The organism is Paenibacillus sp. FSL R10-2199, from assembly GCF_038000235.1.
In the GTDB taxonomy this organism is placed as follows: Bacteria; Bacillota; Bacilli; order Paenibacillales; family Paenibacillaceae; genus Paenibacillus_AQ; species Paenibacillus_AQ phytohabitans.
The window spans coordinates 6,395,894-6,410,486 of the sequence record NZ_JBBOBO010000001.1; the positions used below are offsets into that span (position 1 = coordinate 6,395,894).

12 protein-coding genes are annotated in these 14,593 nt (G+C 51.3%); 4 read left to right on the plus strand and 8 right to left on the minus strand.

Going from position 1 to position 14,593, the window contains the following annotated elements:
• Positions 1-8 precede the first annotated feature (8 nt).
• The 6 genes from NYE33_RS28010 to NYE33_RS28035 form a co-directional block, all read right to left on the minus strand.
• The gene (locus NYE33_RS28010) at positions 9-905 is read right to left on the minus strand and encodes a carbohydrate ABC transporter permease (protein ID WP_336101915.1); all 897 of its coding nucleotides are present in this window, start codon (positions 903-905) and stop codon (positions 9-11) included.
• An 18-nt stretch (positions 906-923) separates the two neighbouring features.
• Positions 924-1,883, minus strand: a complete 960-nt coding sequence (locus tag NYE33_RS28015; protein WP_445669795.1) for an ABC transporter permease — start codon at positions 1,881-1,883, stop codon at positions 924-926.
• 30 nt (positions 1,884-1,913) lie between these two features.
• Complete coding sequence (locus NYE33_RS28020; RefSeq protein WP_042135822.1) at positions 1,914-3,485, minus strand: extracellular solute-binding protein; 1,572 nt, start codon at positions 3,483-3,485, stop codon at positions 1,914-1,916.
• Between the two features lie 135 nt (positions 3,486-3,620).
• The gene (locus NYE33_RS28025) at positions 3,621-5,219 is read right to left on the minus strand and encodes a response regulator (protein WP_256703872.1); all 1,599 of its coding nucleotides are present in this window, start codon (positions 5,217-5,219) and stop codon (positions 3,621-3,623) included.
• Positions 5,220-7,022, minus strand: a complete 1,803-nt coding sequence (locus NYE33_RS28030) for a sensor histidine kinase (protein ID WP_341068516.1) — start codon at positions 7,020-7,022, stop codon at positions 5,220-5,222.
• Positions 7,023-7,098: 76 nt separating this feature from the next.
• Positions 7,099-7,977 carry an AraC family transcriptional regulator gene (locus tag NYE33_RS28035; protein WP_305954206.1) on the minus strand — a complete coding sequence of 293 codons (879 nt, stop codon included), beginning with the start codon at positions 7,975-7,977 and terminating at the stop codon, positions 7,099-7,101.
• 103 nt (positions 7,978-8,080) lie between these two features.
• Here NYE33_RS28035 and NYE33_RS28040 point away from each other — a divergent pair, with 103 nt between their 5' ends.
• Positions 8,081-9,619, plus strand: coding sequence for a sulfatase family protein (locus NYE33_RS28040; protein WP_042135818.1), 1,539 nt, complete (start codon positions 8,081-8,083; stop codon positions 9,617-9,619).
• 84 nt (positions 9,620-9,703) lie between these two features.
• Here NYE33_RS28040 and NYE33_RS28045 read toward each other — a convergent pair whose 3' ends face one another.
• Both NYE33_RS28045 and NYE33_RS28050 read right to left on the minus strand, forming a co-directional pair.
• Entirely contained in the window at positions 9,704-10,237 is a 534-nt protein-coding gene (locus tag NYE33_RS28045; protein WP_042135816.1) for a chromate transporter, read from the minus strand.
• Positions 10,238-10,251: 14 nt separating this feature from the next.
• Complete coding sequence (locus NYE33_RS28050; RefSeq protein ID WP_042135815.1) at positions 10,252-10,887, minus strand: chromate transporter; 636 nt, start codon at positions 10,885-10,887, stop codon at positions 10,252-10,254.
• A gap of 220 nt (positions 10,888-11,107) precedes the next feature.
• Here NYE33_RS28050 and NYE33_RS28055 point away from each other — a divergent pair, with 220 nt between their 5' ends.
• The 3 genes from NYE33_RS28055 to NYE33_RS28065 all read left to right on the plus strand — a co-directional run bounded on the left by NYE33_RS28055 (position 11,108) and on the right by NYE33_RS28065 (position 14,495).
• Complete coding sequence (locus NYE33_RS28055) at positions 11,108-12,298, plus strand: ROK family protein (protein ID WP_341068518.1); 1,191 nt, start codon at positions 11,108-11,110, stop codon at positions 12,296-12,298.
• 24 nt (positions 12,299-12,322) lie between these two features.
• A complete protein-coding gene (locus NYE33_RS28060; protein ID WP_341068520.1) occupies positions 12,323-13,477 on the plus strand; it encodes an anaerobic sulfatase maturase in 1,155 nt (384 codons plus the stop codon).
• 163 nt (positions 13,478-13,640) lie between these two features.
• A complete protein-coding gene (locus NYE33_RS28065; protein ID WP_341068521.1) occupies positions 13,641-14,495 on the plus strand; it encodes a YihY/virulence factor BrkB family protein in 855 nt (284 codons plus the stop codon).
• Positions 14,496-14,593 lie beyond the last annotated feature (98 nt).

Consider the following 14,593-nt stretch of genomic DNA (forward strand, 5'->3'; position numbering starts at 1 on the left):
GTTTCCGATTAACCTTTTATTGAACCAATCATTACCCCTTTAACGAAGTGCTTCTGAACAAAAGGATACATCAGCAGCACCGGCAGGCTGGATACGATAATGACCGCGTATTTAATGCTCTCGGAGAGCAGGATTTTATCCTCCAGCCCGACATTCCCCCCGTCTACAGAGGCAGCCTGGCTGATCATCAGTATTTCGCGCAGCACCAGCTGCAGCGGGTACCGGTCCTCGCTGCGGATATAAATCAGCGCATTGAAGAATGAATTCCAGTGTCCCACGGCATAGAACAGAACCATTACGGCAATAATCGGCTTCGACAACGGCAGAATGATAGTGATCAGCAGCCTCCAGTTGGAGCAGCCGTCGATGTGCGCCGCCTCCTGCAGCTCCCACGGGATACTGGATTCAAAGTAAGTTCTCATAACAATGAGATTGTACGTAGAAATGGCCCCGGGAATAATGAGCGCCCACATTGTATCGACCATCCCGAGATTTTTGACCAGCAGATAACTGGGGATCAATCCTCCGCTGAAGAACATGGTCAGGGTCACAATCAGCATCAGCAGCTTGCGTCCGGGAAGATCCGGTCTGGACAGCGGGTATGCGGCAAGCAGAGTCATCATAATATTGACACTTGTACCAACAACTGTGTAGATCAGCGTATTGCGGTATCCGGTCCAAATTTTATCGTTGTGCAAAATATTGCTGTAGGCTTCCAGTGTCACGCCTTTGGGCAGCAGCCATACTTCCCCGTTCAGTACCCTGGCGGGATCACTGAACGAAGCGCTGACCACAAATAGTAATGGATAGAGCACTAAAATAATGATTATTGCTGCGAGCAGGTATACGATAACGTCGAACCGCTTCTCATCGGCTGGGGCTTTTATAATTACATCCTTAGGCATTGCCCGTCTCCTCCTCCATTACCACAGGCTCGTATCCGACGTTTTGCGCGCAAACCGGTTCACCAGCAGGAGCAGCGTCAGGTTAATCAGGGAGTTGAAAAGCCCTATTGCCGCAGTATAGCTGTATTCGCCCTTTAGAATTCCGGTAGTGTATACAAAAGTGGAAATTACATCGCTTGCTTCAAGATTCAAATTATTCTGCATCAGCAATATCTTCTCGAACCCGATGTTCATGAACTGCCCAATATCCAGAATCAGTAAAATAACGATAACCGGGATGATTCCGGGCAGAGAGACATGCCAGATACGCCGGATACGGGACGCGCCGTCCATCTTGGCCGCTTCGTACAGCTGCGGATTAATTCCGCTAAGCGCAGCGATGTATATAATGGATTGCCAGCCCATGTTCTGCCAAATATTTGAGCTGATGAAGATCGTTTTGAACCATGCGGCCGATTCCATGAAGCGGGTCGGCGTTCCGCCAAGCGCCTGAATCAGCATGTTGACCGGGCCGCTCGGTGACAGGAGCACTGACAGAATGCCCACGATAACAACAACTGAGATAAAGTGCGGGATATAAGTGACGTTCTGCAGTAATTTACTGTATCTCTTGCTGCCGATTTCGTTGATCAGCAGTGCCAGCATAATCGGAACCGGAAAAGCAATCAGCAGGGAGAACAGGTTGATGGACAGCGTATTCCAGAGAAGTCTCCAGAAATAATAGGAGTCAAAAAACCGCTGGAAATGCTCGAATCCCACCCAGCTGCTGCCGAGAATCCCTTTGCCCGGATTGAAATTTTTGAAGGCAATCTGCAACCCGTAGAGCGGGCCGTAATGGAACACTAAATACCAGGTGACCGGGATCAGCAGCATAAGATACAAGTCGTATCTTCTGGCAATTTGCCTGACCAGGCGGCGCCCCGGTTCCCGGCGGAACCGGGGCACTGCAGCCTTATTATGAATCTCCGCCTTATTCATGAACATCCGCTCCTATCCAATAGGATCAGCCTATTTCTCCATCTTGTCGTAGGCTTCCTGATAAATTTGCTGAAGCTCTTCGACATTCATCTTTTGCAGGGTTGCCTGGAATTCATCCCACTTGTCGAAGCTGAGCGCACCCGCGATGAATTTCGTGCTTTGTTCTTCATAATATTTGTCGATGTCATTGCGCAGCATGTTCACCTTCTGGGCCGTTGCTTCGTCAAACATTGGAGCGGCATAGCGGATTGCCGGCATGTACGGATCCAGCGCCTTTTGCGCTTCCTGCACTTGAGGCGGATTGATATAAGAAGCTACATGCTCACTGATCAGATGCGGCGCCCCTCCGCCGGCGTACGGAGTGATTTTCGGCTGGGTCTCGGAAGTAGAATACTCTTCCTTGTAATAGGGAATCCCGTCCTTCAGCTCATAATGTTCGCCTTCCCGCCCGAACCGCAGCAGCGTCGAGCCTTCGTCGCTATAGAAATAGTCGACCCAGCGCATGGAGATTTCCGGATATTTATTGACTGAAGTAATGGCATACGCCCCAAAGTCACGCGGGATCGGAGCCGTCTGGCTCTGCATCCGGTCTCCGTGCGGACCCGCCGGCGGCGCAATGCCGATATATTGATCCGAGATCGGCAGGAAATTGTTATTCGTCTGGTCGAAGAACATGCCCGTTTTGCCTGAGCCCTGCTTGGCCAGGAACTGGGCCTCCGTATGGGAGAATACTTCCTGGTCCAGCAGCTTATCTGCATACAGCTTGCTCAAGTACATGAGCATTTCCTTGTTCTGTTCGCTGCCCATCCAGATTTCGACTTTATCGTCTTTGATGTTGATGTTGTAGCCGAACTGCTGGTCCAGTCCAAACGAACCGCTCATCATCGTCACGATACTGAGGCCGACGCGCGCGGTCAGCGGCAGCTCATCCTTTTGGCCGTTGCCGTTCGGGTCCTGATCGCGGAAGGCGACCAGCACATCGTACAGCTCATCCGTCGTCTCCGGCACCTTCAGGTTCAGCTTCTCCAGCCAGGCCTGGTTGATCCATTTCTTGTCCGTCCGTGCCGCGCCCAGGGTAACAATGCCCGGAATCGCATATATATGGCCTTCCGGCGTCGTGATACCTGCACGGATCTCCGGATACTCATCCATCAGCTTGTTGAAATTCGGGGCATAGTCGCGGATCAGATCCTCCAGCGGAATGAGCTGGCCGCCCGAGCCGTAACGGATGGCCTCCAGTTGGGTGATTCCGGAGCGGTACATCACATCTGGAAGCTCATTGGAGGCGAATAGGAGATTCTTTTTCTCCTGAAAGCCATCGGTTGGTGCTTCAGTGAACTCCACCTGCACATTGCTCAGCTTCTCGTAATCCTGAAAGACCGGCATATCCTTGAAGGGTCCGTTGACGGGAGCGATCCGGGTGAACATACTCAGCTTCACCGGTTCCTGCACGATCGGAAACCCGTCCTTGCTCACCGATTGGTCTGCGGTCGCCTTAGGTGCAGCCTCATTGCCGTTGCCTGCTCCTGAATTGCACCCCGCCATTGCCAGTGCGGCAATGACCATCAGGCTTAGCGCCGTTTTAGTCCGTTGTTTACGCATGTCTGTATAACCTCCTTTTAGATCTCGCTCAACCCATCGTTGTAAGCGCTTCCCTTGATGTGACTTTATTATAGCCGGGCACGCAAAGAGGGGAATTCCACATATATGACTTTTTACTACACTTATCTTACCGTTTCATTTCGCAGCAGGCGGACGGCTCACAAAGGCATGCGGCGTCGTGCCGGTCAGCTCCTTGAATACTTTGAAAAAATAATTGTACGTAGTGAACCCGACCTGAATACTAATTTGTTTAACCGTGTATTTTCCGCTTTCGAGCAGTCTGCAGCTTGCATCAATACGGACACGGTTCAAATATTCGGAGAAGGTCGTCCGCGTCTCTTCTTTGAAAATCCGGCTTAAATAAGACGGGTTGAGCCCGATCAGGTCAGCGGTCAGCTCCAGCGTAATGTAACTCTGATAACGTTCCAGAATAAGCTGAACCGCCTGGGACACATGTCTCGAATAGGAGCCTTGCGCCTGTCTCCGGCGGAGCCGGCCCAGCAGACCTTCATAATAAATTATCAGCCACCGTTCCAGCCCGGCTACGCTATTGATATTGCCAAGTTCTTCCCGGGAAGGCAGTCCGCCATCTGCAGCTTCATCTCTTGTTAATGTCTTTTCCCCTATGGCCAGCAGCTCGCTGACAATCATCTGCACACTTGGCGAATGAAGCGGATGCTTCTGGACAGAGGCGAACGCACTGGTAATTGACCGCTCTACCTCTTCCATATCCAGCCGTTCAATGGCTAGAAGCAGCTGCTTCTGATTCCCGATCGTCATCAGGAGGCGGGGATCGTTAAGACTGCTATCCGGCTCCAGCCGTGTAGCAGCGTTATCGAGGACACGTTCAGCCGAACGGTAACTGTCTTCGAGCTTGGACAGGCTGCTGCACATATGGCCTATAGCATAAGTGCATTTCAAATTCAGGAATAGCTCAAGCGAATGGCTGACATTGCTCATCAGCCGGCCAGCTTCGCTGGCGGCAGCCTGCTCGCTCCGTTCTCTGAATGCGAACAGGATGGCCAAACGGCCATTTTCTACATAAACGGCCATCCGCTCGGGCAGATCGCCGAGACTCTGCTGCATTAGTTCTACCGCCTGCCGGACCAGACCGTTAATCTGCACATCACTGCGTGTTTGGGTCAACAGCAGGAAGGGAACGATTTGGACAGCGGCGGCCATATAACAAACCACACCAGGCAGAAGTCCGCTCAGGCGCATGCTCTTCTCAAGTATGGCGGCAGCCTCCGGCTTGCCGGCCAGCAGCTGGAGCGTCTGCTCACGTAAACTTTCAGTTCTGTTGCCCGTATCCAGGCTCCCGTCCTCCAGCCGCAGACCCGATGTTTCGGTCTCCTCCTCCAGCTCCCGGGCAGCCTTCTTCAGAATGGCGATCAGGGATTGGTCATTCAGGCGGTGCTTCAGCAAATAGTCTGCAGCCCCGTTCCTCAGGCATTCCCGCACATAATCATAATCATCATAGCTGCTGAGCATAATTGTCTTTACAGCCGGATACCGCTCCCGGATGGTCCGCTGCAGCTCCACACCATTCATGCCCGGCATATTCACATCTATAATTGCGATATGCGCCTGCAATTCTTCAAGAGCCTGGAGCGCCATTGGACCGCTATAGGCTTCTCCGCAAATCTCAAAACCATGACTCCGCCAATCCGTCATCGTTGACAGATGATGATGTACCAGCGGTTCATCATCCACCAGCAGCACTTGAATCAACATTCAACCTGCCTCCTCTGCGGATCGTTCATCCGTACGAATCTCCGGCAAACGAATGACCACCTTGGTATACAATCCTTCTTCACTGAACAGCGTGATACCGTACGGCTCCCCGTACATTCTGCAGATTCGTTCATGCACATTCCGCACGCCGATTCCGCTGAAGCGCGACGCGCTTCCCTCCCTGCCGGATTCCAGAAGCAGCCGCATTTTCTCCCGCGACATCCCCGGCCCGTTATCCATGATTTCTATGAACAGATCCCCGCCCTCCCCGTATACTCTGATCAGAATAAGTCCGCCTCTGGCCGACGGGACAACCCCGTGCAGGATGGCATTCTCCACAATAGGCTGGAGCATCAGCTTAAGCACCCGGCATTCCAGCAACTCATCATCTTCCACTTGAACCTGAACCGTTATCGGCTCCATATACTTGTATTTCACAATCGACATATAGCAGTTCACATAATCCAGCTCTTCCCTGACGGTAAGAAATTCACTTGAATTCCCCAGCACCCCGCGCATAAGCTCGATTAAAGATCCAGAGACCTCTTCAATATTCGGCACACCGTTCAGATTAGCCAAATACTTGATGGTATTGAGCGTGTTGTACAAAAAATGAGGACGGATCTGTGCCTGCAGTGCCGTAAGCTCAGCTTCACGCTTCGCCTGCTCGCTGATCCGGATATCCTGCATCAGCCGCTTCAGATCATCAATCATGCTGATGAACACAGTGTAGAGTTCACCGATTTCGTCTTTCGAGTTAATCTCCATACGCGGAAAGGATAAATTACCGTCCTTCACCCGCATCATCATCGTTTTGAGCCGCCGGATTTGCAGTGTAGTCCTGGAGGACATCTGCATGGCTCCCAGCAAAACTGCGACAAAGACGATAACTGATACTTCAACCATCAGATTCCGGACCTTCACCGATTCACTCACGAGAGAATCCAGAGGAATAAGCGCCCGGGTAATCCAGCCGGTGTGCCCGGAGCGGCGGCTGACGACAATATAGGACTTACCGTCAATCTTCTGCTCTGCCGCCTCTTGAACAGCTGATCCCGCAAGCTGCGGAGCGGTATATATCGTTCTTGTCATTTGCGGCGAGAGTGATGCAGGGGCAGAATCAGACTGGTATACCAGCTCCATTTGTTCATCCAGTACATACAGGACACTATCCGCTGTCGGCTTGACGCCATACGTGTTGCGGATGAAATCATAGTTCAAATCCACCATCACCACACCAATGGATTCCCTGTTATACCGGATGACACGGCCGACGGAAATCACATCCGGGCTGCCCTCTTGTTTGAAATAAGCGTGGCGTTCCCCGTTGTTTAACATGTAGTCCATCGCCTGCGTCTGCAGGAAATTACGGTCAACCCAAGGTCCCCCGGTGAAGAAAACCTTACCGTTCAGGCCAATTACAGCGATGCGTGTTATATAAGGCTTATAGCCGATCAGACCTGACAGAAATTCATTAATCCGCTTTTGCTCCAGAAACCACTCATAGCTGATTTCCTCGCTGGGGCTCAGCAATATATCGATTACCGTATTTTTATTCGTAACGGCAACCGTGTTCAGACGATCGATCTCCTCAAACATAAGATTCAGGGATTCGTCGGCTTGACGGATACTGTCCGCAACCGAAGTAATGGCGTTATGCTTAATCGTCTCACGCATATTCAGATAGATAATGGAGGTGATCGTTACAATAGAGAATAGACTGAGCAGTCCGAACGCGATGAATATTTTCCCCTGAATCCCCAGCTTCGGTGATATTTTATTGCGCAGAGCTGTAAATCTCATTCTCGGTCTCTCCTTCACATGAGGGAAATGACTTTCAGTAAGCGCTATCATATTATCAGAAAACAAAACCGTGCCGTTATCCGCCTCCAGCTGAACGGGTATGCAGCGGGGAAGTCTTGTAGTAGGACTTGAATGCCCGGGTAAACGTATACAGGTTGGGATAGCCGAGTGACAAGGCGATTTCCGTGATTGAAGCATCGGTTTCAGCAAGCAGCCGTTTAGCCTTGCCCATACGGATGTTCTGGATGTACTTCTGCGGAGATACGCCGGTCTGGCTTGTAAAAGCACTGGTGAAATAGGATCGGTGTACACCCGCATACGAGGCAACCTGCTGAACGGATATCCCTTCAGTAGCATGGAGGTTCATAAATTCCATACACTCCGATACCCAGCCTGAAGGTGATGGTGTATCAGCCGGGAATGCTCCGGGCATCAGGACGGCCAGCAATTCGCAGGTCTGTCCCTGCAGCTCCAAGGACACAGCCGGGTCCCACCGCCCGTACCTTGTCATTGCCCCGAATATGCGTTCCAGTACTTCCTTAATGCGGGATGTCACCTTACCAAGAGCATACGGCTTCTCAGGCACCATCCCGGTTAGCTTCAGCAGCGGCATCACTCTGCTTCCATCCAGCGCAAGCCAGCTCATCTGCAGCGGTGATTCCGCGGGAATGATGTAATAATGATACGTCTGATCCGGAAACAGACAGAACATGTCGCCCTTTTGCAGTTCAATGTGCTCATCTCCATAGTTAAGGCCAACCTTTCCTTCATACACGAAATGAAGGCTGTAGCACTCGATCCTTTTGGGACCCACCCTGTAGTTCGGCTTAGCCTGACTACGGCCGGCACGGACAGGCCATAGCTGCCCCTCCCTATCCAAATATCCGGGTGAATAGTAGATAAACTCGGCATATTCATATTCGTATTCCTGCAGATTCTGCAACACTCCTGACATATCCCCACTCCCTCCATCTAACAAAATGACAATTCAAATCTAACATCAGGCTATTTAAAAAATGTTGTTTTTTCAATATTATCATAATAGGAGGCGATAACCATTGTCCAGTAGACCTAACATTTTACTAATTACCAGCGATCAACAGCATTGGAATACCATCGGTGCCTTCCAGCCCGAGATTTCCACCCCGAATCTGGACCGGCTGGCACAGCAAGGGACAACCTTCGGCCGGGCTTATTGCCCGAATCCCACCTGCACGCCAAGCCGTTCCTCTATCATCACGGGAATGTACCCGAGCCAGCACGGGGCATGGACACTCGGAACGAAGCTATTGGAGGACCGCCACACGGTAGGGGAAGACTTCAGTGAAGCGGGTTATCAGACCTCGCTGATCGGCAAAGCCCATTTTCAGCCCCTGAAGTCCACGGAGGAATATGAATCGAAGGAAGCTTACCCGCTGCTGCAGGATTTGGATTACTGGAGCAGTTTCCACGAGTCCTTCTACGGATTCGACCATGTGGAGCTTGCCCGGAACCATACGAACGAAGCACATGTCGGCCAGCATTATGCCTTATGGCTGGAAGAACAGGGCTGTCACAATTGGCGGGATTATTTCCTCCCTCCAACAGGGACAATGGACCCGTCTGCAACCTACACATGGCCCATTCCGGAGAAATATCATTACAACACCTGGATTGCAGAGCGGAGCAAGGCCCGCCTGGAAGAGCATCAACAATCAGGAGATCCGTTCTTTCTCTGGGCCAGCTTCTTTGATCCGCATCCTGAATATCTGGTGCCGGAGCCCTGGGATTCGATGTATAACCCTGACACGCTGACTATTCCTTCACTGACGGCCGGGGAACATGACCGGAATCCGCCGCATTTCGGCATGACACAGGAAGACAACCCCGACTTCTCGCAGTTCATGGAAACCGGCTTCGGCATTCACGGGTACCGCTCCCACCTGTATTATGAATACGGGGATAAAGCGCTTCTGACGGATTACGACAAAAAGAAACTGGTAGCGGTCTATTACGGAATGATCAGCATGATGGATAAGTATATTGGCAGCATTCTGGATAAGCTCGACGAACTCGGACTCGCCGGGAACACGCTCGTCGTCTTTACAACTGATCACGGGCATTTCTTCGGACAACATGGTCTGCAGGCCAAAGGAGGATTTCATTACGAGGATTTAATTAAGCTTCCGTTCATCGTCAGATATCCCGGGCATGTTCCGGCAGGCAGACAGACGGATGCGATCCAGTCACTCGTTGACCTGGCGCCTACCTTCTTATCCTTTGCCAATCTTCCCGTTCCTTCGTCGATGACTGGTGTGGATCAGAAGGACGTATGGCTGGGCCGCAAGAATCAGGCGCGTGACCATGCCATTTGCGAATTCCGTCATGAGCCTACGACCATTCACCAGAAGACTTATATTGATGCAAGATATAAAATTACGGTCTACTACAATCAGCAGTACGGCGAAATCTTCGATTTAGTGCAGGACCCGCACGAACTTCATAATCTGTGGGACGAGCCGGAACACGGGCAGCTGAAGACTGAGCTTCTGCTGAAATATATTTGGGCGGAGCTGGGCAAGGAACCGCTGCCTATGCCGAGAATTCATCATGCCTGAAGCAGGCCGATCCATGGAGAAATAAGAAAGCGTGAGCAAGGATTCCTCCCTTCGCTCACGCTTTTTTTAGAATAATATATTTAGTCAGAAAATAACAATGCCTGCTACCGCCGACAGGAGGATCACCGCAAACGGATGCATCTTATATTTGGCAACAAGAACGAGGCATCCGCCGCAGATCAGCAGCGAGCCCGCCATTGTCCAGCTTAACCAGGATCCGCTTTGTCCGCTAAATGCGAAATGAACCGCCGCGTAGAGGATTAAGCCGGTTACAATCGGACGCAGTCCGTAGAATGAAGATCTGACCCAGTCATTGCTCTGCAGCTTCAGAAAGAAGACAGCGATACAAATGACGATAATTAGCGATGGCAGAATAATGCCGACCGTTGCCGCTATCGCTCCCCCCAGCCCTGCTTTGGAGTATCCGATCAGGGTCGCGGTATTCGTCGCGATAGAGCCCGGAGCCATCCCTGCCAAAGAAACAATTTCCTGAAAAGCGCCGCTGCCCATCCATCCTTTTTCGGAAACCTCCCGCTGAATCAGCGTTATAACCGCATAACCGCCCCCAAAAGAAACTAACCCCACTTTAATAAAAACCAGCAACAGCTCCCACAGCATAAGATAATCACCCTTCAGATGTAGTATTCAGGAAACTGCAGGTCACGGCGTTCCTCCGTTCGCACCTTTTCCGTAACTACGCTCATCCCCTGTTTCTTTTTGTACAGAACCACCAGGACTCCGGCTGTCAGCCCGCCCACAATCAGATAAAACGGATGAATCTGGGTGAACAACAGCAAGGCCAGCGATACAGCTACAAGCACAAACGTCGCCGCGTCCAGAACAGAAGCTTTCCACATCTTGCCGGCCGCAACAATAATCAAGGCTGCTACCGCAGCATGAATGCCCTTCAAAGCAGCTTCTACCTTGACGTTGTCTTTGAATAAAAGCCTGAGCCCGCTGAGGAGGAACACGATCAGAAAGGTAGGCAGGGTTATTGCAGTGACGGCAGCCACGGCTCCCGCCACTCCGCCAAGACGATAGCCGATAAACGTTGCGCTATTGACGGCCACCCCTCCGGGAGCGGAACCGGACACGGATATCATGTCACCCATTTCCTCTTCGTTCATCCAGCCCTTTTTTCGTACAATTTCTTCTTCGATGGTTGCAATCATGGCATAACCGCCTCCAAAGGTGGAGGGTCCAATTTTGAAAAATACGCAAAAAATACTCCAAAGCAAATTCATTTTCCTGCCCGCTCTTTGCTTCATTCCAGTTCACCCTTACATTCTTTTCTGCTCTCCCAAGAGATGTCACTTGTATTTTAGCATAATTAATTTCATTTTGGATTAAAGTCATGAATTTTATTGTAAATATTCTGTTAATACTTCATAATCAGAGTGTATAAAGTCTTATTTTCGTTGAATAAAAATCATTTTGGAATTATCTTAGGTATTCCTACTAATAAACTTGGAAATGGAGATAAGCCTGATGCTGCCCCACCCTAATGCGTCTATCAAAAAACAGGTCTATGACCGCATATCCTATCTGGGAACTGCCTCCAAAGCCGATTTGTTGAATGATTTTGCACTGACCAGCAGCAGTATGACACGTCTTCTTGATGACATGTCATCCCAGGGGTTAATTATTGCCTCCGGGCTGGGAACCTCCAAAGGCGGGAGGAAGCCCATCCTGTTCCAGTGTAACCCGGCATACAGGTATCTGTTCGGGCTGGAAATTTCCCGCATTCATTCTTCACTTGGCTTGTATGATATGCATTTCAATCTGCTGTCTATGACCCGGTGGATAATGGATGATCGCATGACGCCCCCGCTGCTCGCGGATCATGTTGCGGACAGTGCCCGGGCTCTTCTGTCGGAGCACGGAATATCGCCAGGCAGCGTTCTGGGGTTGGGGATAGGCGCTGTTGGTCCCTTGAACTCAGAACGCGGGATTATTCTGGAGCCGGAGCACTTTCCGGCCGCCTCCTGGACAAATGTCCCCATCTGCGAAATGCTGGAGGCACGGCTTGAAATACCGGTCAAGCTTGACAATGGCGCAAACTGCGCCCTCATCGGTGAGCACCGGGCTCTCAAGTCCAACAATTATAAGCACATCCTGTATGTACATGCCGGAACAACTATAAGGTTCGCGATGATGTCCGGCGGCCATATCGTTCGGGGAGCCTCCGGCGCAGAGGGTGCGCTGGGTCAGATGATTATCCAGACCAACGGCCCCAGACTGCACGGCAAAGGAAACTACGGAGCCCTTGAAGCCTTCGTGTCTGTTCCGGCGCTGGAAGAGCGTGTACGCACACAGTTAAAGATTGGACGCAGCAGCTTACTAGCGGAAATTTCTCCGGAACAGGTCACCTTTGCCTCCTTATCTGAAGCTCTCCAGCAAGGGGACAAGCTCGTTACTGAACAATTCACGGAATCGTCTGCGTATCTGGGGATCGGGCTGGCTAATCTGATTAATACCCTTCATCCGGAGTGTGTCGTTCTGGGCGGCCCCCTGGTCCGGGCACATCAGCTTGTGTTCGACACTTCGGTTGAGGTCGCCAGGAAGAACACTTATCCCTCCCCCGAGAACAGTCCGTTTTTTACGCAAGGATATCTTAAAGAAGAGGCCGTAGCCACCGGAGCGGCCATCATGCTGCTAAATGACTGGTATGTGGAATAAATAGGAAGACAGGAGGGGATTGCTGTGTCTCTCAATTGCGCTGCCGGTTCTCAGTCCGGTTTAGGTGTCATGTGGAAGACGGTATCAGAGGATTGTAATCTGGCTTGCGACTATTGTTATTACAGTACCTGTGGAGGGAAGCCCGGACCGGCAATTAACCGGATCGATTCTTTCGTTCTGGATAAATTCATCCAGGATTATATGCGGCACAGCTCAGGCAGTGCCACCTTCGCCTGGCAGGGCGGAGAACCGCTGCTGGCAGGTCACGAATTCTTCGAAGAAGTCGTATACCGCCAGGCCCTGCATGCCCCGCCGCATACGGTTATCAGTAATTCCCTGCAGACCAACGCTACACTGATCAGCGGGCGGTGGGCTGCCTTCTTCAAAACTTATCATTTTCTGATCGGAGTCAGTCTGGACGGCCCGCAGCAGATTCATGACTCACGCCGGGTGAATGCCGCAGGCAAAGGCAGTTATAGTCAGGTGATGAACGGCATCGGCCATCTTCGCCGGCACCAGGTTGACTTTAATATTTTGACAGTAATTCATAAAGGCAATGTGGGCAAAGCCCGGGAACTGATGGCGTTCTACCGGGAGCAGGACTTCCGGTTCATTCAGTTTATCCCCTGCATGGACTTCAGAGCCCAGCAGGTTGATCAGCCGGGGGAATATGAAATTTCAGCGGACGAATACGGGGAGTTCCTGTGTGAAGCCTTCGACGAATGGTATCAGGACGGCAAGCCCGAAATATCGGTACGGTTCTTCGATAATATGCTCAGCGTCTACCTGGGCGGGGAAGCGGAATCCTGTGTACACCGCGCTGCATGTCCTTCAAGCCTGGTGCTGGAGCAGAACGGGGACGCCTTCCCCTGCGATTTCTACATCAATGAGGAGTGGAAGGTCGGCAACGTTGCCGAAGATTCCATTGCGGATATGCTTGCCCATCCCAACTTTAGGCGGTTCCACCGGATGAAGCCCGCTCTCCCGGACAAATGTCAATCCTGCGAATGGCAGCAGTTATGTTATGGCGGATGCCCCCGGAACCGGAAATGGAACACGGAGGAAGGCCGCAGCGGTCCCGATTATTTTTGCCAGAGCTATATGCGCATCTACGCTTACGCTGATGAGAGAATGCAGAAGCTGGCGGACCGGCTGCGTCTTCCCAAGGTCATGCCTTAACTTGTTCCGTAATTAATAGTCCACTGCCATTCTGTTTCTTACCTCCCCCTGTGTTAAAATAAGACCAAGCTTGCTGAACCTAAGGATAATTTTGTGCGGGACACATATATATGGATATATTTTCATAAACAAGCCTATACCGCAATAAGTGAAGGAGGGCTATATGAGCAGAAGGACTGCCGGTTCCGGCGGCACATTCACATTCATCAAACAGCTGCTGCAAAAAATCAAAGCCGATGATGTCCAGGGGATCAGCGCACAGCTGACCTATTATCTGATTCTGTCGCTGTTTCCCTTTCTGATCTTCATTATGACCCTGATCGGGTACGCGAATATTTCCCTGGAGGACAAAATCCAGCAGCTGGAACAGGTGATGCCTGCCGAAGCCGTCTCTATTATAGAAGAGATTCTGCAGGATGTGTCCGAGGGACGCAGTCAGGCGCTGTTATCCTTCGGGATGCTGGCTACACTCTGGGCCGCTTCCAAGGGGGTCAATGCAATCATTAAGGGGCTCAATCGCGCTTACGACATTGATGAGAGCCGGGCCTTCTGGAAAATTAGAGGGATCGCCTTCCTCGCTACCCTGACGATCGGTTTTGTCGTACTGCTCAGCATTCTGCTGCTTGTCCTCGGTACATGGCTTAAGACACAGGTCTTCCTGTTGACCGATCTGCCTTACGGTTTCCAGAAGCTATGGGATCTGCTGCAATACGCCGTGCCGCTGCTGGTCATGTTCATTGTGTTCACCCTGCTCTACTGGATCGCCCCAAGCCGCAGGCTGGCTCTGCGGGAGGTGGTGCCCGGTGCATTGTTCTCAACCCTCGGCTGGATTATTACATCAGTCCTCTTCTCCATTTACGTCAATCAGTTCAGTGATTTCACCAAAACCTATGGCAGTCTCGGAGGCGTAATGATTCTGCTCATCTGGCTATATATCAGCTCGATTATTATCCTCGCCGGAGGCGAGATCAACGCGATCCTACTCAAACGCAAAGTTGACGTAGCCACGATAAAATAACCGGATTATCAATATTTTTAACAGCAACTAATTTTGGGCTGCATCCGCTGGAATCAGAGGGATGCAGCCTCATTCGGCACGTCTACCCTATCATGGGC

Excerpts from the sequence above, each read along its gene's own strand:
- NYE33_RS28010 (WP_336101915.1), bottom strand. The coding sequence starts at position 905 with ATGCCTAAGGATGTAATTATAAAAGCCCCAGCCGATGAGAAGCGGTTC.
- NYE33_RS28015 (WP_445669795.1), bottom strand. The coding sequence starts at position 1,883 with ATGAATAAGGCGGAGATTCATAATAAGGCTGCAGTGCCCCGGTTCCGC.
- NYE33_RS28020 (WP_042135822.1), bottom strand. The coding sequence starts at position 3,485 with ATGCGTAAACAACGGACTAAAACGGCGCTAAGCCTGATGGTCATTGCC.
- NYE33_RS28025 (WP_256703872.1), bottom strand. The coding sequence starts at position 5,219 with ATGTTGATTCAAGTGCTGCTGGTGGATGATGAACCGCTGGTACATCAT.
- NYE33_RS28030 (WP_341068516.1), bottom strand. The coding sequence starts at position 7,022 with ATGAGATTTACAGCTCTGCGCAATAAAATATCACCGAAGCTGGGGATT.
- NYE33_RS28035 (WP_305954206.1), bottom strand. The coding sequence starts at position 7,977 with ATGTCAGGAGTGTTGCAGAATCTGCAGGAATACGAATATGAATATGCC.
- NYE33_RS28045 (WP_042135816.1), bottom strand. The coding sequence starts at position 10,237 with ATGCTGTGGGAGCTGTTGCTGGTTTTTATTAAAGTGGGGTTAGTTTCT.
- NYE33_RS28050 (WP_042135815.1), bottom strand. The coding sequence starts at position 10,887 with ATGAAGCAAAGAGCGGGCAGGAAAATGAATTTGCTTTGGAGTATTTTT.
- NYE33_RS28055 (WP_341068518.1), top strand. The coding sequence starts at position 11,108 with ATGCTGCCCCACCCTAATGCGTCTATCAAAAAACAGGTCTATGACCGC.
- NYE33_RS28065 (WP_341068521.1), top strand. The coding sequence starts at position 13,641 with ATGAGCAGAAGGACTGCCGGTTCCGGCGGCACATTCACATTCATCAAA.